The sequence below is a fragment of the Erysipelothrix sp. P66 genome (genome assembly GCF_038682365.1).
Classification (GTDB): Bacteria; Bacillota_I; Bacilli_A; order Erysipelotrichales; family Erysipelotrichaceae; genus Erysipelothrix; species Erysipelothrix piscisicarius.
Window position 1 is genome coordinate 909,900 of the sequence record NZ_CP152290.1, and the last position, 19,067, is coordinate 928,966.

The following is a 19,067-nucleotide window of genomic DNA, read 5'->3' on the forward strand; positions in this document are numbered from 1 at the left end:
AAAAACCAAGACAAATCTGTCTTGTTTTTATTGTTTATTTATAAATTTACTCTATAATAGGAGTTTGAATGAATTTAAAGGAGAATATCAGTGATTAGTACAAATAATTTATCGTTAATGTTTGATGGCAAGGCATTATTCGAAGAGGTATCAATAACATTTACTGAAGGGAATTGTTATGGTGTAATCGGAGCCAATGGTGCAGGGAAATCAACCTTCCTTAAACTCTTATCGGGAGAACTTGAACCCACAAGCGGTCACATCTCCATTCCAAGTGGCAAACGTCTTTCATTTCTAAAGCAAGATCACTTTGCATTTGATGATTATACGGTTTTAGAGACAGTTATCATGGGGAATGAAAAACTTTATGAAATTATGAAAGAAAAAGAGGTTATTTACGCAAAGGAAGATTTCTCGGAAGCGGATGGTATTCGCGCAGGAGAATTGGAAGAACAATTTGCGGATATGGATGGTTGGAATGCGGAAGCAGAGGTTTTTACACTTTTAAATGGTTTAGGTGTTGATCGTCAATACCATGAAGCCAAGATGGAACAACTCCCAGGTTCGGACAAAGTTAAGGTCTTATTAGCTCAAGCAATTTTTGGTAATCCCGATATTCTTTTACTTGATGAGCCTACCAACCACCTTGACCTTGAAGCAATTCAATGGCTTGAAGAATTTTTAATTAATTTTGAAAGCACCGTTATTCTTGTATCACATGACCGTCACTTTTTAAATAAAACGTGTACACATATTGCTGATATTGATTTTGGTAAAATTCAATTATTTGTTGGGAATTATGACTTCTGGTATGAATCCAGTCAATTAATGCTTCGTCAAATGAAAGACGCAAATAAGAAAAAAGAAGAAAAAATTAAAGAACTTCAAGATTTTATTGACCGCTTCAGTGCCAATGCTTCGAAATCAAAACAAGCAACATCACGTAAACAAGCACTCTCAAAAATTAAACTCGATGAAATGGTACCTTCAAAACGTCGCTATCCATTTATTGAATTTAAACCAAAACGTAATCTTGGTAGTTCCGTATTGGAAGTAAGTGATCTAAGTGCGAGCCTTGAAGGAAAACAACTTTTCACTAATTTAAGTTTCACCATTGGAAATGGTGAAAAGGTAGCCTTTGTGGGTGATCAAGAAATCACAAAATCACGCTTTTTTGATATCATTACGGAACGTGTTCAACCGGATGCAGGATCAGTTCATTGGGGTTCAAGCGTTGATTATGGTTATTTTAATAAAAACTTTGATGAAGATTTTGAAAATGACGCACGAATTGTTGATTGGTTGATGGAATTTTCTGACGAAAAAGACGAGACCTATGTTCGCGGCTTTTTAGGTCGAATGATTTTTGCGGGGGATGACGCATTAAAAAAACTTAATGTTTTATCCGGTGGTGAAAAGGTACGTTGTATGATGTCTAAAATGATGATCATGGGTAAAAATGTGTTGATTCTTGATGAACCAACAAACCACCTTGATATGGAGTCAATCACCGCACTTAATAATGCACTTATTAAATTTCCAGGAACAATTCTTCTTGCCTCACATGATCATCAAATTATTGAAACAACGGCAACACGCATTATGGAATTTAAAGAAGATGGTACTCTCGTTGATTATCTTGGAACCTACGAAGAATATTTAGAACGCAAATAAATTTGAAAGGTTAAATGATGATGCAAACCTATCTCTATCCAATACGAACTGCTTTAATCAGTTTTCCATTCATTGCATTCGCAATTCTAGTTCCATATTTAATGTATGACTATCATAAACATGGGTCGGTATCGAAGTGGCGTGCGTTTGTAGTTTACAGTTTTATATTCTATTTGCTCTGTGCATTTTACCTTGTGATTTTACCGTTACCTGAGCGTGAACATGTTCATACACATTGGCGTGAGATGATTCAACTCATTCCATTTACGTTTGTTTCAGACTTTATCCGTGAAACATCCATGCGTTTCTCAGATCCAAGATCACTTGTTGTCGGATTGCGCGAAGGGGTGTTCACACAACCTGTATTTAATATTGTGATGACACTACCCTTTGGGATTTACCTTCGTTATTACTTTAAGTGTGACTTGAAAAAAACATTGATTTTAAGTTTTAGCTTGTCGCTGTTTTTTGAACTTACACAAATTACTGGTCTCTATGGGATTTATCCAGGACCTTATCGATTGTTTGATGTTGATGATTTGATTTTAAACAGTATGGGTGGATTAATAGGTTATGCAATTGCACCCGCAATGACCTATTTCTTTCCTACACGCGAGGCTTTAGATCTCGAATCTGCGGAAAAATCTGTAACGGTAACGTATGTGAGACGTCTTATTGCATATCTAATAGATAGCGTCATCATGACGCTTGCGATTTCAATCTTTACACTTGGAATGCGTGCGGTAATGCCGGGGGTTCCTCAATATCCAGCATTTGAGTCCGTGACTCATTTTATGGGATTTATGTTTTTCTTTTTTGTATGGCCTCTTTCACATCAAGGGTCAACCTTAGGAATGTCTATCGTGCAAATTCGAATTGAAGTAGATGAATCACAATCCAGAGTTAAAGGTATTTTGATGCGTTGCCTTCTTGTATATGTCTTTATGATACGATTTGGCGATCTAAGTGGTTTACTCGTTAAAGGGCTCTCGACATCAAATCCATACATCGATACGCTCACTTCAGTGCTCTATCTTTTAATTATTATGGGTTATTGGATTTTTATGATGATACATGTTCTATCAACGATGTTTCATAGGAATTATCGAATGTTTTATGAACGCATTTCTAAGACACAAATGGTCAGTACATACCCCGATCACAACATAGACGGGTAATATTAAAACATGATATCTTGTATAAAAAAACGTTCACTGCATCCGTGAACGTTTTCTTTTCTTTTCTTTTTATTTAAATGTATTCATCTGCTTTAACGGTGAACATAATTGCACCCGCCATTGGATCCTTTTTAATTTCAGCTTTAATGCGTTTGCAAGCTTCATCTTTGTCTTCCATATCCGTTTCAAAGTAGAGCTTGATTCCATCTTTCTTAATAAATGTACATTTAGGATCTGTCATTCCTTCAACAATTTTTTGAATTTGCTTTTGCATAATAGGACTATTAATAATAATTGTATTCATAATTTATACCTCTTTCTACAAAATCATATTAGCAAAATATGGAACCGATTACAATAAAAAACGAATATATTGAAATATTATTCCAATATTTACAAAGAAAGGTTGAAATATATTTTGAAATCGGTTACTATTCATATGTAAGCACTAACAAGTGCAAGAAAGGGAGTTAATATGGAGAAGTTAACACAATTTATAGAAGAGAAGATTGCCCCACCATTAATTAAATTTTCTCAATTGAAATACGTTCAAGTAATGCAACGTACTGGACTTGGAATCATGTCTTTATTAGTTATTGGTTCTGTATTTTTACTTGTTGCATCATTCCCAGTTAAAGCATGGACTGATTTTTTAGGAGATAATCGCTGGGTTATTGCGGCAGCTTCTGGAGTCGGTACTGGATTTATTGCTTTATATACTGTTATCACGACATCTTATGGTTTAGTAGAGTACTACAACAAACAACGCGGAGAAAATCATGATATTGTTCAACCAATGATTCTTGCGGTTGCATCATTCTTACTTTTAAATCCTGCACAAACTGTTACAACAATGGTTGATGGTGTTGAAGGTAAGTTTACAGGGGTTCCATCAACGTATATGGGAGCTCTTGGAGTATTTGCGGCACTGATTGTGGCAATTATTACTGTTGAAATCTATCGTTTCGTTGTTAATAAAAAACTTGTTATTAAAATGCCTGAAGGGGTTCCACCAATGGTATCTCAATCATTTATCGCTCTAATTCCAAGTTTCTTTGTCATTTTATTCTGGTGGTTACTCGGTCATGTTTTCCAATTAAACATTCCAGAATTAATTGCTGGTGTGTTCAAACCATTAGTAGCTGTTGGTGATTCACCAATCGTTGTGATGATCGCAACACTTTTAAACCGAATCTTATGGGCTGTTGGTATTCATGGTTCAAACATTGTAAACTCAGTTGGTGGAACATTCTGGGGTCAAATGTCACAATTAAACCTTGCTGCATTTGAAGCTACCGGAAGTCTTGCAAATTTACCACATACTTATACATCCGTATTTATGGATAACTATATTTGGACAGGATTGTTCCCATTATCACTTTGCTTAATTATGTCTAAATCGCCACGTTTAAGCGGTCTGGGTAAACTTGCTTTAGCAGCATCGTTATTCAATATCGGGGAACCACTTATCTTTGGATTACCAATTATGTTGAATCCACTGATGATGATTCCATTTATCTTAAGCTACTTAGTACTTGCACTTGCTGCAATTATTCTAACAACGATTGGTGTGATTCCTGTACCGGCATTAATGATTTCTTGGATTACACCTGCACCAATTAAAACTTATTTAGCGACAGCTGGAAGTATTCCTGCAACCGTATTCGTCCTTGTTGGATGGGTATTTATGTTCCTCTGCTTCTATCCATTTGTTAAAGCAATGGAGAAAAATGACCTTGCTGAAATGGCTGCTGTAGAAGAAGCGAAAGAAAATTAAATTATGTTAGGTATTTCGAGTTATTTTAAAGATTTAGATTATGGGTATTTGGAAGCTGCTGCTGCCATTGGAGTGAAGTATTTATTTACTTCACTCCATATCCCAGAAGAAGATTTGTCGAAACTGGATCAAGAAATGCCAAAATTCTTAGCAGAAGTAAAACGATTGGGTCTTGAATTGGTACCTGATATCTCACCCGCAACGTTTGAGAAATTAGGCATTAAGCCCAATGACTATCAAGCATTAAAAGAACTTGGATTTACGTCATTGCGTTTGGATTACGGATTTGATGATTTTGAAATCGTTAAAGCACTTCAAAAAGATTTTGACTTAATGTTAAATGCAAGTGTTGTAAATGAACCGTATATTCTCGATGCTTTGGAAGCGGGTGTCGATTTTAATAACATTTCTGTTTTACATAACTTTTATCCTAAAACAGAGACGGGACTTTCATTAGATTATTTTAAAAAAATTAATGAAGTGTTTATTCGACATAAAATTAAAATTATGGCATTTGTTCCAGGGGATGCGCTAAAACGATTCCCACTTTACGAAGGCTTACCAACGGTTGAGAAACATCGTCAATGTAATCCATATCTTGCAGCTGTAGAGCTCATGCATGATTGTGGTATCACAGATATTTTAATTGGTGATAGTAAAGCACACCTTGAAACATTATTTTATATTGAATCGTATATGAAAGACTCAATCATGCATATACCTGCATTTTTTAGTAAGCATGCACCTTCAATGTATGATAAAACGTTTGAAGTTCGTAAGGATTTATCGGAACATGTTATTCGTATGTTAACACCACGGATTCCGGGAATTCCTGTAATGGATAATGGCGCACGGGTTCGTGGAGCCATTACCATCGAAAACGAATTATCTGGACGTTACAGTGGTGAAATGCAAATTTGTAAGAAAGCATTTCCAATGGATGCTCGAACAAATGTAATCGGATTTATACATCCAGACTATGTTGATCTTGTATGTTCCATTGATCGTTATACTAAAATTAAATTTGTACGCATTGACTAAGAAGGATTCAATCCTTCTTTTTTAAAATATTATTGGTATTATGAGTAATTAGAAGAGGAAGTTGATTATGTTTTTAGAAAAGTTCGTTACATTGGTACAGGGAAGTCGTTCCTTAAATGCAGTTAAAAATGCAATTAATAAAATGGCTTATATCAATATAATTTTAGGTGTTTGTATATTTATCTTTTATCAGTTTGATCAGATTGGGGGGATTACTGATTCAATTCGTACCCAGGCGGTCTTGTTCTACCAATTGTATTGCATTATGCTCGCTGTTTCATTGGCTTATCTTATTGCGAGTGAAACCCTCAATGCAGACATTGATGTAAGTTTTCGAATGAGTGCTGTATTTCTATCTCTGTTACCTGGGATTGTTTTGGTTCCAAAGGGCTACGTAACAGCTTTTCCAATCGTTACGATGATTGTTGTGGTAGTGATATCATATTTTATTAATCGACTGGATCAATTTAAGGTTAAAGGGAAACATGTTCCCCAAGCAGTTACCGATTACTATAATCGATTATGGCCAACGTTCGTCCTCATGCTATGTCTTTTTATTTTTATATTTGTTTTTAACCATTTCTTTCTAGGCCTAGCTAATGTTATTATAAGTATAACCAATGTTTTGAGTGGATTTATTGTAATGCTTTCACTCATCATGATTATTTGTATGTTTTGGATTTTAGGGATTCATGGTGTCGGTGTTATTGGAACATTAATGCGACCTTTTTGGTTCCATATGATGCTTGTGAATGGCTTTATGATTGTTTCAGGGTATTTACCGGTGTATATCGGAACTGAAGCGTTCTTAGGATGGTGTGTTTGGATCGGTGGTTCGGGTTGTACTTTAGGTTTAACCGTTAACCTAATCTTTGCGAAAAGTCGTCATCTTAAGCAACTTGGAAGCGACAGCGTTGTTTCAAATATATTCAATATTAACGAAAATATTATTTTTGGAACACCGATCGTTGAAAATCAATACTTCAGAATACCGTTTTTCGTGGCACCCATAATCACCGGTTCTGTTGCGTATTGGTCAATGAAGTTGGGTTTTGTAACAATCCCAAGTATTGTTGCGCCATGGGTGATACCAATGCCATTAGGTTTATTTATTTCAACCCTTGGTGATGTACGATCACTTGTCTTATCATTACTCTTAATTGTGATTACGACAGCAGTTTATTTCCCGTTTTTTAGAAAGTATGATCAATCGTTGGTTAAACAAGAACAGGATAATTAAAATATCATAGGAGGATTTTAGATGAGTTGTATTTATAGGATAAAAGAGAATATGCACACTTATACTGATACAGAAAAGCGCATCGCTGAGTATATACTCGAAAATAAAAATGAGGTCGTTAATTTTTCGTCTCAGCATTTTGCGAAAGAAATTAATTCGTCAGCGGCTGCCATCGTTCGTTTTTCCAAAAAAATAGGGTATAACGGATTTACTCACCTAAAAGTAGAGCTTGCTCGAGATCATAGTGAAGAAGAACAATCGTTCGATAAACTCATTAAAGAAGAAGATACGATTGAAACAATGGTACGAAAATCACACTATAGCAATCACCGAACATTTGATAATACTTACAAACTCTTAAATTTAGAAGTGTTGGATGAAGCGATTGCGGCAATTAGCAATGCACGTCGTATCTATTTATTGGGTATTGGTGGTTCAGGGATTGTATGTCAGGACCTTTATCACAAATTTGTGCGGATTGATGCGGATGTTGTGTATTTTGATGATTTCCATTTAGAAATGTCGTCATTAACTCATATAACTGAAAATGATGTCACGGTTGCATTATCGTATTCAGGTCAAACCCGTGAAATTATTATGGCTCAAAAACTTGCACAAGAAAAAGGTGCGACAACGATTGCAATTACTCAAGTCGGTCGTAATGAGCTTGCAAAGAATTCCGATTTCGTCATTAATATACCGAAAGAGGAGTCAGAAGTGCGTTTGGGATCAATAGCTTCACGTTTTTCGATGCTCGCAATTTCGGATTTACTTTACTTAGGCGTCGCCAAAAATAATATTGAAGAAACACGTCGTAAGATCGTAAATACACGGGATACGATCAAGTCAATCCGGAATATTTAAATTTATTTCAAGCATTAGTGAAATAAATTGAAATATCATTTCAAAAAAGGTATAATAGATATACAATGAAATGAGGACAGATATATGAAAATCGATTTATCAAAAATTGGAACTGAACTTCAAAATCCAAATACTAAAAATATCGATCGACTCGATACCGTTGAGATGGTAGCTTTGATTAACAATGAAGATCAACGTGTCATTGATGCAGTGGGTGAACAGACTCACGAAATTGCAGCTGCAATAGATGCAACCTATGAGGCTATTGCTCAAGGTGGACGCCTTGTCTATATGGGTGCAGGTACATCCGGTCGTCTTGGTGTTCTTGATGCATCAGAATGTCTTCCAACTTTTGGTGTTGGTGAGGAATCTGTGGTTGGTATTATTGCTGGTGGAGATACTGCATTAAGGCATCCAGTTGAAGCGGCTGAAGATGATGAAATGCGTGGTGTTGAAGATCTAAAAGCCCTTAATTTTTCTAAAAATGATATCTTATGTGCAATCGGTGCGTCAGGACGTACGCCCTATTGTATCGGCGGACTTAAATACGCTAAAGAACTTGGGGCACAAACCATTTCTGTTGCATGCGTTTCAGAAAGTAAACTCGCTGAATATGCAGATCATCCCATTGAAGTGGTAGTTGGTCAAGAAGTCATTACGGGTTCTACACGCATGAAATCTGGTTCTGCAACTAAAATGGTATTAAACATGATTTCAACCGGAGCGATGATTAAACTGGGCAAGGTCTACGGTAATCTTATGGTCGATGTAAAAGCAACCAATGCAAAACTTATTGAGCGTGCGCGTAGTATTATTATGAATGCGACCGGTTGTACTTATGACCGTGCAACAGACTTGTTAGATTTAAGCGACCAGAGTGTTAAAGTCGCAATTGTTATGGAACTTTGTAACCTTGAGGTTGAAGATGCTGTGCAACTTTTAAATCAAAATCAAGGTCATATTGCACGTGCTCTAGAAAATAAGTAGCGTGAAAAATATGGAAACTAAATATGCGGTTGGTCTGATGTCGGGGACATCACTTGATGGCATTGATGCAGCTTTAGTTAAAATTCAAGGTTCTGGTATTGATACTACATGCAAATTAATCCATTTTGTAACCCTTGAAATACCGGAACAATTACGTCAACGTATTTTAGATGCCAGTGTTCCTGAGACATCACGAATTGATGAAATTTGTTCACTTAATTTTGAATTGGGAGTGCTCTATAACGAAGCTACAACGAAGGTGTTAAGTGAGAGTAACTTTAAAGGTTCATTAGACTTTGTAGCGTCTCATGGTCAAACACTTTACCACCTTCCAATCCCACAGAATCATTTTTTGAAATCAACGCTACAAATTGGGGATCCATCAATGATTGCTTTTCATCATAAAGTGCCAGTTGTTTTTAATTTTAGAGTCATGGATATTGTGGCTGGAGGGGACGGAGCCCCACTGGTTCCATATCCTGAGTTTTTAATTTATCGTGAAAAAACACAGACCGTCTTGCTTCAAAATATTGGTGGAATTGGGAACGTTACCGTAATTCCAGCAAATGCACATCTCGATGATGTCTTTGCCTTTGATACAGGTCCGGGTAATATGATGATGAATGCGGCTACGGCTCATTATTATCAAGAACTCTACGATGAAAATGGCACCCATGCCCGCAGAGGTTTGTTAATCGACGAACTCTATCAAACACTGATAAATCATCCCTACCTTAAGATCGAACCGCCCAAATCCACAGGGCGTGAAATGTTTGGTGAACGAATGGTCTCTGAATTCTATAAAGAAGGTTATGATCCAGATGATGTAATTTACACCTTGACGAAATTTACTGCCTACTCGATTACAAATGCATATAAACAATATATTATGCCTAAACACACGATACATAAAGTAATTATTGGCGGTGGGGGCGCTTATAATCCAGTATTACTTGAAGAAATTCGTTTAATGTTACCAAAAGAGATTCAAGTTTGTACTCAAGAAGATTTAGGGTTTTCAAGCGATGCGAAAGAAGCCATTGCGTTTGCCATATTGGGGAATGAAACATTAGCAGGAAAACCAAGTAATGTTCCTTCGGCAACAGCCTCAAACGAACGTATGATCCTTGGGCAAATTTGTCCGAATCCCTGGCCAACTGAAACAGAATCAAATTGATTCTGTTTTTTTGAATTCTTTCTTAACAATTAATGAAGACAGCCCTACAATATTGAATCTAACACGTCAAAATGGTATAATTGACAAGGATAAATAGGTTATCTACTGTGTTTTATACAAAATTATTCCATTGAAACTTGATTCAACCCATTCAATGGAATTTATTGTGAAAACACTTTATCTATAACGTATTTGATTACTAAAAATATAAAAATGTTTCTATATGAAAACGAATTTGTGTTTTACGGGTAGTAGTTAATAATTAGGAGAAAATATGAGTAAAAATCTAAAGTCATTAGTAATTGTGGCTCTAAAGGGATTTATCTTTGTGTTTTTAGCAGCGGTATTCTTTTATCTCTTTGGAAAAGAAAATATTGCGCTACAAAATTGGTCAAGAACAGCGGTCATTACCGGATCAACCTTTATCTTGATTGGAATTTTAATGCTTAAGGTTTACGGACCTTTTGAAATTGGTATTAAGAAAAGCAAACCAATTATCTATAATTCTACGATTGCGATTATCTTGACAGATTTAGCAACGTTTTTTCAATTAATGGTTATGAATACAAATCCAAACAACAATCAATCTTTTAAAATTGAACAATTGGATTTACTTTTTTATACCATGATTATTCAAATTGTAGGCATTGTGGTCTTCGCTTATTTAGGTAACTACATCTATTTTAAAATGTATAAGCCATCACGAACGATTATAGTCTATGATAAAAACGATCAGGAAAGTTTACCGAAGGTTAATCACTATTTGGAACGTTTTAAGCTTCAGTATGATATTTTGGGGTGTATTACTGTTGATGATCCAAATTTAGAAGCGATGCTTTTCAATGTTGATTACGTTGTGATCTTAGAAACACCTGTAAGTGAGCGGAAACGTCTCGTTGATCTATGCTATAAACATCAATTGAATTTTATGTTTGCGCCATCAATTTCAGATATTGTGGAGCTTTCAGGATTTTCGATGGTTGTAGATGATAAGGCGATGGTTGAAGTTAACATACAAGGCTTATCCTTTGAACAACGGGTATTGAAACGTATTTTAGATATTTTTGTTGCGGTAATCGGAGCGATAGTCTCGTCACCAATCTGGATTATTGCGGCAATTGCAATCAAACTTAATGACGGGGGTACCATTCTTTTCAAACAAAAAAGAGCAACAATCGATGGCCGTATTTTTGATGTTTATAAATTCCGTACGATGAAAGAAAACGTTGAAAATTATTCAGCTACAGAACACGACGATCGGATTACGTCTGTTGGGAAAGTACTTCGAAAAATTCGAATGGATGAACTTCCACAACTTATTAATATATTAAAAGGGGAAATGAGCATTGTCGGACCGCGTCCTGAAATGCTTGAAAATGTCGATTCGTATCAAAAAGTTTTACCGGAATTTGCTTACCGTCTCAAGGTGAAAGCGGGCTTAACAGGTCTTGCTCAAATCGAAGGTAAGTACAATACATCTCCAAAAGATAAACTTCTTATGGATCTTATGTATATTGAAAACTATTCAATTTGGACTGACTTTAAATTAATTCTACGCACCGTCGTCGTGATATTTAAAAAAGACAGTACTGAAGGATTTTCAAGCTCGAATAAGTCTTAGAGAATGTATCTTTAAGACTTATTATTTTATATTATTTTATTGGAGGTAATTATGTACTATTTCGCACTGATTTTTCCTTTTATTCTCAGTTTTTTACCTAGATTGACAAACAAGCAAAAATTTTATTTGGCAACAGTTCCGCTTTTCATTATTGTTATTTTTAGAGTAGGGGTAGGAACGGATTATTTTTCCTATGAATATCTCTATAATCTTCAAAATGTTTCAACATTTGGAAAAATGTTAGACCACCAAAGCAACATTGAACTCGGGTTCCGAATTTTTATTTTTATCTTTAAATCTATCGGACTTCCATTCCAATTTTTTATTGGATTCTTTGGTGCAGTTACACTTGGTTTTTTTGTAAAATGGATCGATGATACAACAGATGCGTCACTTGTGTCCTTAATACTCTTTATTGGGATGTTTTTCTTTGTTTGGAATTTGAGTGCAATACGACAAGGACTTGTTATGGCCGTCGCATCGTATTACTTTTTTAATCCACAGAAGCATTTGTCGAAGAAGCAATCGCTGTTATTAATCGCTGTGCTTGCATTATTCCATATATCCGTATTGTTCTATATTCCAGTAATTTATTTAGCGCGTAATGTTCAATGGAATAAGAAAAACCTTCTTATTCTTTTAGGTGTTTCGTTCCTCTTTGCATTTATTCCATGGCAACGTGTTTTAGCGCATCTTCCATTTATTCCCGGTTCGAAGAAAATAATGGGATACATTGATGCGAAAACACAGGTATTAAATTTCGCTGGGATCGTCCGCATTGGTTTTTCCGCAATAATTCTTTATCACTACGATAAAATCACAGATACCGTATTTAAAAAATATCTTGTGGATGCGACATTGCTGGGCTTCGGTGTCTATTTCTGCCTCAAATTTTCCGAATTAATTGCTGGTCGTACGACGATTTATACCTTTATCCTCTGCATTGTTGTGTTTAAATACATTCTCGATTACTATTTCTTGAAAGACTCCCGGATTTTGAATGGCTTCATTTATACAGGACTTGCATGCTTCACGGGGTTATTTCTTTACAAAGATATCAATGCTTATATGCATCAATCTAATTATCGAGGAACAAACAAACTCTTACGTTTTAATACCATTTTCAATCGTCCAAATTATGATGATTATGATAATCGCTTTGCTTATCTCACTATTCGACGTGATTGTAATGACGAACGTGATGAACTTTTAGATGCACAGGCTTCATTACCGATTTCATCGAATTATCGTGAGGATTTATCTTATTATGCAATGTGGGATCATGAGTCAGAGCTTTATGGAATCTTAGGGACTGATCGCACATGGATTGTTGAACCAAGCTTTAAACGAAAACCCACAGTCTATGGATCACTTGTTGCATATACACCTAATGATGACTTAAAACAAGCTTTTAAATCGACTGAATATCTCGATTTAACCGGCGCTGAGGTGACTGAAGAACGGATTCAGTCAGCATTAACAAATGACGCTTCCGAACGTCAAGAAATTACTACACAACCACTTGAAGTAAAATCTTATGATGTTGAGAATTTACCGGAAAGCATTCTTAATATGTTCCCTTATAGAGATGAAATTATCAGCGTTAAATATGTGGAATTTGATAAACCTTATACCTATAAAATTCTTGATTTGGAGTACATCGATTATCATTTCTTTCTTTATGTTAATGAGTCGTTTGAACCAATTGTCCCCGTTTTAAGTAACGATTTTTATCGAATTGCACCCGATGGTGTGATCACTGTAGATACGTATTGTCGTCAACGCCTTTACAATAAAGATGGTTCTTTATTGTGGCAATATTAAGGAGGTCCTATGAAAGTACTTTATTTGAGTTCTACCAATTCAGGGATGCATCGTCACAGTATTTACTTTGATTTGCTTTCTGAGTTCCAAAAAGAAGGTCATGATGTTACCATTGCTTATGCCCGTGAAAAACGTTTAGACCAAGAAACCGAGTATTATGAACAATTTGGCATGCACTATCTTGGTATTAAAACAGGAAATTTAACGAAAAATAGTAACCTAATCGATAAAGGTATCGCAACGCTTAGAATTGATTCACAATTTAGAAGCGCACTTAAGAAGCATTTAGGTCATGAATCGTTTGACTTAATTCTCTATTCGACTCCACCCATTACGTTACTCAAAACAGTTAACTATCTTAAATCAAAAAATCCCAATGCATTATGCTATCTCATGCTTAAGGATATATTTCCACAAAATGCAGTTGACCTTGGTTTTATGAAAGCGAACGGACTTATTCATCGTTTCTTCGCTCATAAAGAAAAGGCGCTCTATAGAATGTTTGATGTAATTGGTACCATGTCACCCGCAAACCTAAAATACATGGAAATTCACCATCCTTCTACAATTGGGCGGCTTGAAATTTTACCAAATGCTTTGGATATTAATGAAAACAATACGGCACATGACAGCATTTCTATCCGTGAAGCCTATGCGATTCGAGATGATCAAACAATTCTTTTGTACGGAGGTAATTTAGGAGCTCCGCAAGCAATCCCATTTGTTATTGAGTGTATTGATCGTATTAAAAATGATGAACGTATTGTTTTCTTAATTGCAGGATCGGGTGCTAAAGAAGATCTTATTACCTCATTTATTAAAGAAAAAAATATATCCAATACACTTTTCCTAGGGCAACTTGAAAGTAGGGTATATAATAGTCTTGTAAGTCAATGTGATGTTGGTTTAATTTTCTTAGATCATCGTTTTACAATTCCTAATTACCCACAACGCCTTTTAACCTATCTTGAGGCTTCAAAGCCCGTTGTTTGTGCAACAGACACTGCTACAGATATTGGAACCATTGCAATGTCAAATGAGTATGGATTCGGAATTGAAAGTACTGATGTTGATGCATGGTATCAAGCAATTGACACGCTTGTATCAAATCAAGATTTAAGAAAAAAAATGGGTGCAAACGGACATGATTATTTAATGAATCATTATACTGTTGCACATGCATACGAAATAATTATAAAACACATGGGAGCGTAAAAATTATGTTTGAAAATAAAGTATTACTCATTACAGGCGGTACCGGTTCATTTGGAAATGCCGTAGTACGTCGACTCTTAAAAGAAGATATTAAGGAAATCCGCATTTTATCGCGCGATGAGAAAAAACAAGATGATATGCGTAAGTTTTTCAATGATGATCGCTTAAAGTTCTATATTGGAGATGTTCGTCAGAAAGAATCCTTGATTCATGCAGTTCGTGGTGTTGACTACATCTTCCATGCAGCTGCGCTTAAGCAAGTTCCTTCATGCGAGTTTTTCCCAATTGAAGCCGTTAAAACAAACGTTATTGGAACCGATAATGTATTAGAAACTGCTATTGACTGTGGCGTAGAACGTGTTGTATGTCTTTCAACAGATAAAGCTGCATATCCAATTAATGCTATGGGAATTTCAAAAGCGATGATGGAAAAAACATTTGTTGCGAAGGCTCGGATTGCGAAAGAAACCAATACCGTTATCTGTGGAACGCGATATGGAAATGTCATGGCTTCACGCGGATCTGTAATTCCATTATTCTTAGAACAAATTCGTATGGGTAAAGAATTAACCATCACAAATCCCCACATGACCCGTTTCTTGATGAGTCTTGACGAAGCAGTCGAATTGGTATTATTTGCCTTTGAACATGGCGAACCGGGCGATCTCTTTGTACAAAAATCACCTGCAAGTACAATCGAAGATTTAACCCAAGCGATTGTCGAGCTCACAGGATATCAAAAAGGAACACGTATCATTGGTACACGTCATGGAGAAAAACTCTATGAAACCCTTCTAACAAAAGAAGAGTTTGAAAAAGCTGAAGACCTTACAGATTATTATCGTGTACCGATGGATCAACGCGATCTCAACTACGATAAATATTTCATGGAAGGCGAGGAAATTCATGAAGAACAAGAATATAACTCTCATAATACATATCGCCTAAATGTAGAAGAAATTAAGGCTAAGTTAGTCGATCTTTACGAAATTAAAGATGAGCTAAAGGGTATGATGTAGATGAAAATTCTGGTTACCGGTGCATCAGGTTTTGTTGGAAAAAATCTGATTGCGACATTAGATTATCTTGGACACAACGTCCTTGCTTATGATCGCAATAATACCCTTTCTGAACTTGACGATTACTGTGCTCAAGCAGATGTTGTCGTTCACCTTGCAGGCATTAATCGTCCGACAGACCCCGAAGAATTTCAGAAGGGAAATGTAGGTTTTACAGAACACCTTTGTAATGCTCTTGAAAAAAATAAAAATAAAGCGCCCATTCTTGTTTCTTCAAGCATTCAAGCAGTATTGGATAATGAATATGGGCGAAGCAAACGTGAAGGGGAGTCCGTTTTGATAAACCATATGGAACAAACCGGAGCACCTGTTTGGATCTATCGTTTTTCAAATTTATTTGGAAAATGGTCGCGACCACATTACAATACGGTCATTGCAACATGGTGTCATGCGATATCACGAAATGAACCCATACAGATTAATGATCCCAATGTTTCATTAAATCTTATGTATATTGATGATGTTGTCTTAGAGCTTATACGTGCAATAAATGGAACGCCTACCATTGTGGAGGAAATCTATTGTACTGTTCCAACATCTTATGATGTGACTTTAGGTGAAATTGCTGACTTATTATATGCTTTTAAAGCGTCACGTGATTCCCTTTTTGTACCGAATCTTAAGGATGGATTCGAGAAAAAACTATACAGTACTTATTTAGCCTTTCTACCCAAAGATAAATTTAATTATTTCCTCGATATGAAATGTGATGATCGTGGATCCTTCACAGAATTTTTAAAATCTCCTGATCGTGGTCAGGTAAGTATTAATATATCGAAACCCGGAATTACAAAGGGGAATCATTGGCATCACAGTAAAAACGAAAAATTTCTTGTTGTTTCGGGTCAAGGGTGTATCCAATTTAGAGATATCTTTGAAACAGAAATTATAGAATATCATGTATCTGGGGATAAACTCGAAGTTATCGATATACCTACTGGATATACGCACAATATCATTAACACGGGTACTACGGATTTAATTACGGTGATGTGGGTGAATGAACCGTTCAATCCCGAAACACCCGATACACACTATTTGGAGGTTTAGATGAAAAAACTAAAAGTTATGACTGTCGTGGGAACACGCCCCGAAATAATTCGATTATCCGCTGTGATAAATCGTCTAGAATCAAGTGATGCAATTGACCACGTGCTGGTTCATACAGGTCAAAACTACGATTATGAATTAAATGAAGTCTTTTTTAACGATTTTAAGCTTCGAAAACCAGATTATTTTTTAGAAACCGCAACGGGAAAACCAGTGGGAACCATTGGTAATATTCTTATCAATATTGAACCTGTTTTAGAAGAAGTGAATCCCGATGCATTTTTAGTGCTTGGCGATACAAACAGTTGTCTTTGCGCAATTGCTGCAAAGCGAAAACAGATTCCAATATTTCACATGGAAGCTGGAAATCGTTGTTTTGATCAACGCGTTCCTGAAGAAACAAACCGTAAAATTGTTGATCATATTTCTGATATTAACCTTACATACAGCGATATTGCACGTGAGTATTTATTGCGTGAAGGTTTATCCGCAGATCGCGTCATTAAAACTGGAAGCCCAATGTTTGAGGTAATCCAATCGCGTCATGATGATATTGCTGCAAGTAACATTCTAGAAACACTTAATCTCACGAAAGGTGAATATTTTGTCGTTTCCGCTCATCGTGATGAGAATATTAACTCAGAGAAGAATTTCTTAAATCTTGTTGATAGTCTCAATGCGATTGCTGAAAAATATCAGATGCCAATCATTGTGAGCACACATCCTCGAACAAAAAATATGATTGATGCGAAGGGTGTATCCTTCCATCCGCTTGTAAAAATCATGAAACCAATGGGATTTAACGATTATGTTAAACTTCAAATGGAATCGAAAGCGACACTCAGTGATAGTGGTACAATTAGTGAAGAGTCTTCAATTCTGAGATTTAAAGCGCTTAATCTACGTGAAGCACACGAACGTCCAGAAGCAATGGAAGAAGCATCGGTCATGATGGTAGGTCTTGAAAAAGAACGTATTCTACAAGGGTTAGCGGTATTAGAAACGCAAGAACCCAATACGTTGCGCCATGTTGCGGATTACAGTATGCCAAATGTATCCGAAAAGGTATTACGCATAATCATTTCATATGTTGACTACATCAATCGTACTGTTTGGAGCAAATAATGAAGGTTCTATTTATTAATTCGGTATGTGATTATGGCAGTACTGGTAAAATTGTACGCGATCTCGCAAATGGATTAAAAAAAGAAGGCCATGAGGTTTTAATCAGTTATGGACGTCATGATGTCAAGGACAAAACAGACACTTTTTATATTGGCGATAAACGCTCTACATATAACCATGTTCTTATGACTCGACTCTTTAACCGTCACGGTCTTCATTCAAACCGTGCGACTCAAAAACTGATTCAAAAAATTGAATCCTACCAACCCGATGTAATTCACTTGCATAACCTTCACGGCTATTACTTAAATGTTGAAATGTTATTTGAAGCGCTTAAGTCCTATAAAGGGAAGATTTATTGGACATTCCATGATTGTTGGCCAATAAGTGGTAGTAGTGCATATTTTGACTTTCATGGATGTAAAATGTGGGATGAGGGATGTGTCGAATGCAATTCAACACGCGATTATCCAGAGGCATTGCTTTTCAAACGTCAAAAAAAGAATTTCTTATGGAAAAAGAATGCATTTAGCGGACTTGATAATTTAACCTTAATTACGCCTTCATATTGGCTTAAGAACTTACTCTCAAAAAGTTTTCTTTCGCAATATCCATGTGAAGTGATTCATAACGGTATTAATACAGACCTATTCAAACCGACTTATGATCAAGAATTAAGCCAAAAATACGAAGGAAAACGCGTATTACTGGGTGTAGCAAGCATTTGGGAACAACGGAAAGGTTTAAATGATTTCATTAAATTGAGTACGATGATTTCTGAGGATTACAAAATTGTCCTGATTGGTTTAACAGAGGAGCAAAAGAAGGCATTACCCGCTTCAATTGATGGTGTTTTAAGAACCGATAGTGCTGAGCAACTGGCCGCATATTACACGCTCTCTTATCGTTTTATAAACCCAACTTACGAGGATAATTATCCAACTACAAATATTGAAGCCTTATGTTGCCAAACACCGGTTATCGCTTACGATACGGGTGGGAATAAAGAGGTTGCTGATCATCCTTTTATGACTATTGTCAAACAAGGTGATTTGGATGCGATTGTGGAGACGCTGGAATCAAATCAAACCGTATCTTTTGATGCGTTTGACGACTTGATACATGATTCACATACTTTTGTCGCAAACACTCTTAAGTTATACCAAAGGTAATTGATAAACCTCTGTTCAAATGTTACAATGTGGTAGCAAATTT

16 protein-coding genes are annotated in these 19,067 nt (G+C 36.0%); 15 read left to right on the forward strand and 1 reads right to left on the reverse strand.

Features of this window, described 5'->3' with window-relative positions; translation table 11 throughout:
• Positions 1-90 precede the first annotated feature (90 nt).
• Positions 91-1,674 carry an ATP-binding cassette domain-containing protein gene (locus AAG186_RS04430; protein WP_161636463.1) on the forward strand — a complete coding sequence of 528 codons (1,584 nt, stop codon included), beginning with the start codon at positions 91-93 and terminating at the stop codon, positions 1,672-1,674.
• 14 nt (positions 1,675-1,688) lie between these two features.
• Positions 1,689-2,852: a VanZ family protein gene (locus AAG186_RS04435; RefSeq protein ID WP_342621271.1), complete on the forward strand. Its 1,164-nt coding sequence runs from the start codon at positions 1,689-1,691 to the stop codon at positions 2,850-2,852.
• A gap of 73 nt (positions 2,853-2,925) precedes the next feature.
• Here the strand turns inward: AAG186_RS04435 and AAG186_RS04440 are convergent, their stop codons facing one another.
• On the reverse strand, positions 2,926-3,156 hold the full coding sequence (locus tag AAG186_RS04440; RefSeq protein ID WP_125164513.1) for a hypothetical protein: 231 nt from the start codon (positions 3,154-3,156) through the stop codon (positions 2,926-2,928).
• A 171-nt stretch (positions 3,157-3,327) separates the two neighbouring features.
• On the opposite strand from AAG186_RS04440, the gene AAG186_RS04445 reads away from it, so the two are divergent.
• From AAG186_RS04445 to AAG186_RS04505, 13 genes are all read left to right on the forward strand, one after another.
• On the forward strand, positions 3,328-4,629 hold the full coding sequence (locus AAG186_RS04445; protein ID WP_342621272.1) for a PTS transporter subunit EIIC: 1,302 nt from the start codon (positions 3,328-3,330) through the stop codon (positions 4,627-4,629).
• A gap of 3 nt (positions 4,630-4,632) precedes the next feature.
• On the forward strand, positions 4,633-5,670 hold the full coding sequence (locus tag AAG186_RS04450) for a MupG family TIM beta-alpha barrel fold protein (RefSeq protein ID WP_200549107.1): 1,038 nt from the start codon (positions 4,633-4,635) through the stop codon (positions 5,668-5,670).
• Positions 5,671-5,737: 67 nt separating this feature from the next.
• Positions 5,738-6,910: a PTS transporter subunit EIIC gene (locus tag AAG186_RS04455; protein ID WP_342621273.1), complete on the forward strand. Its 1,173-nt coding sequence runs from the start codon at positions 5,738-5,740 to the stop codon at positions 6,908-6,910.
• A gap of 21 nt (positions 6,911-6,931) precedes the next feature.
• The gene (locus AAG186_RS04460; protein WP_342621274.1) at positions 6,932-7,774 is read left to right on the forward strand and encodes a MurR/RpiR family transcriptional regulator; all 843 of its coding nucleotides are present in this window, start codon (positions 6,932-6,934) and stop codon (positions 7,772-7,774) included.
• Between the two features lie 84 nt (positions 7,775-7,858).
• Entirely contained in the window at positions 7,859-8,761 is a 903-nt protein-coding gene (gene murQ, locus AAG186_RS04465) for an N-acetylmuramic acid 6-phosphate etherase (RefSeq protein WP_342621275.1), read from the forward strand.
• 10 nt (positions 8,762-8,771) lie between these two features.
• A complete protein-coding gene (gene anmK, locus AAG186_RS04470) occupies positions 8,772-9,938 on the forward strand; it encodes an anhydro-N-acetylmuramic acid kinase AnmK (protein ID WP_342621276.1) in 1,167 nt (388 codons plus the stop codon).
• Positions 9,939-10,212: 274 nt separating this feature from the next.
• Positions 10,213-11,559 carry an exopolysaccharide biosynthesis polyprenyl glycosylphosphotransferase gene (locus AAG186_RS04475; protein ID WP_342621277.1) on the forward strand — a complete coding sequence of 449 codons (1,347 nt, stop codon included), beginning with the start codon at positions 10,213-10,215 and terminating at the stop codon, positions 11,557-11,559.
• Positions 11,560-11,610: 51 nt separating this feature from the next.
• Entirely contained in the window at positions 11,611-13,383 is a 1,773-nt protein-coding gene (locus tag AAG186_RS04480) for an EpsG family protein (protein WP_342621278.1), read from the forward strand.
• 9 nt (positions 13,384-13,392) lie between these two features.
• On the forward strand, positions 13,393-14,598 hold the full coding sequence (locus tag AAG186_RS04485; RefSeq protein WP_342621279.1) for a glycosyltransferase family 4 protein: 1,206 nt from the start codon (positions 13,393-13,395) through the stop codon (positions 14,596-14,598).
• A 5-nt stretch (positions 14,599-14,603) separates the two neighbouring features.
• A complete protein-coding gene (locus AAG186_RS04490; RefSeq protein ID WP_125164503.1) occupies positions 14,604-15,617 on the forward strand; it encodes a polysaccharide biosynthesis protein in 1,014 nt (337 codons plus the stop codon).
• Positions 15,618-16,727 (forward strand): NAD-dependent epimerase/dehydratase family protein, encoded by a 1,110-nt coding sequence (locus tag AAG186_RS04495; RefSeq protein ID WP_342621280.1) that lies wholly within the window; start codon positions 15,618-15,620, stop codon positions 16,725-16,727.
• Positions 16,728-17,852 (forward strand): UDP-N-acetylglucosamine 2-epimerase (non-hydrolyzing), encoded by a 1,125-nt coding sequence (wecB, locus tag AAG186_RS04500; RefSeq protein ID WP_200542414.1) that lies wholly within the window; start codon positions 16,728-16,730, stop codon positions 17,850-17,852. It abuts the gene before it with no gap.
• The gene (locus AAG186_RS04505; RefSeq protein ID WP_342621281.1) at positions 17,852-19,024 is read left to right on the forward strand and encodes a glycosyltransferase; all 1,173 of its coding nucleotides are present in this window, start codon (positions 17,852-17,854) and stop codon (positions 19,022-19,024) included. The genes wecB and AAG186_RS04505 overlap by 1 nt, the downstream gene beginning before the upstream one ends.
• The last annotated feature ends 43 nt before the right edge of the window (positions 19,025-19,067 follow it).

Coding starts and splice junctions, on each gene's coding strand:
- AAG186_RS04435 (WP_342621271.1), top strand. CDS start 1,689: ATGATGATGCAAACCTATCTCTATCCAATACGAACTGCTTTAATCAGT.
- AAG186_RS04440 (WP_125164513.1), bottom strand. CDS start 3,156: ATGAATACAATTATTATTAATAGTCCTATTATGCAAAAGCAAATTCAA.
- AAG186_RS04445 (WP_342621272.1), top strand. CDS start 3,328: ATGGAGAAGTTAACACAATTTATAGAAGAGAAGATTGCCCCACCATTA.
- AAG186_RS04450 (WP_200549107.1), top strand. CDS start 4,633: ATGTTAGGTATTTCGAGTTATTTTAAAGATTTAGATTATGGGTATTTG.
- AAG186_RS04455 (WP_342621273.1), top strand. CDS start 5,738: ATGTTTTTAGAAAAGTTCGTTACATTGGTACAGGGAAGTCGTTCCTTA.
- AAG186_RS04460 (WP_342621274.1), top strand. CDS start 6,932: ATGAGTTGTATTTATAGGATAAAAGAGAATATGCACACTTATACTGAT.
- murQ (WP_342621275.1), top strand. CDS start 7,859: ATGAAAATCGATTTATCAAAAATTGGAACTGAACTTCAAAATCCAAAT.
- anmK (WP_342621276.1), top strand. CDS start 8,772: ATGGAAACTAAATATGCGGTTGGTCTGATGTCGGGGACATCACTTGAT.
- AAG186_RS04475 (WP_342621277.1), top strand. CDS start 10,213: ATGAGTAAAAATCTAAAGTCATTAGTAATTGTGGCTCTAAAGGGATTT.
- AAG186_RS04480 (WP_342621278.1), top strand. CDS start 11,611: ATGTACTATTTCGCACTGATTTTTCCTTTTATTCTCAGTTTTTTACCT.
- AAG186_RS04485 (WP_342621279.1), top strand. CDS start 13,393: ATGAAAGTACTTTATTTGAGTTCTACCAATTCAGGGATGCATCGTCAC.
- AAG186_RS04490 (WP_125164503.1), top strand. CDS start 14,604: ATGTTTGAAAATAAAGTATTACTCATTACAGGCGGTACCGGTTCATTT.
- AAG186_RS04495 (WP_342621280.1), top strand. CDS start 15,618: ATGAAAATTCTGGTTACCGGTGCATCAGGTTTTGTTGGAAAAAATCTG.
- wecB (WP_200542414.1), top strand. CDS start 16,728: ATGAAAAAACTAAAAGTTATGACTGTCGTGGGAACACGCCCCGAAATA.
- AAG186_RS04505 (WP_342621281.1), top strand. CDS start 17,852: ATGAAGGTTCTATTTATTAATTCGGTATGTGATTATGGCAGTACTGGT.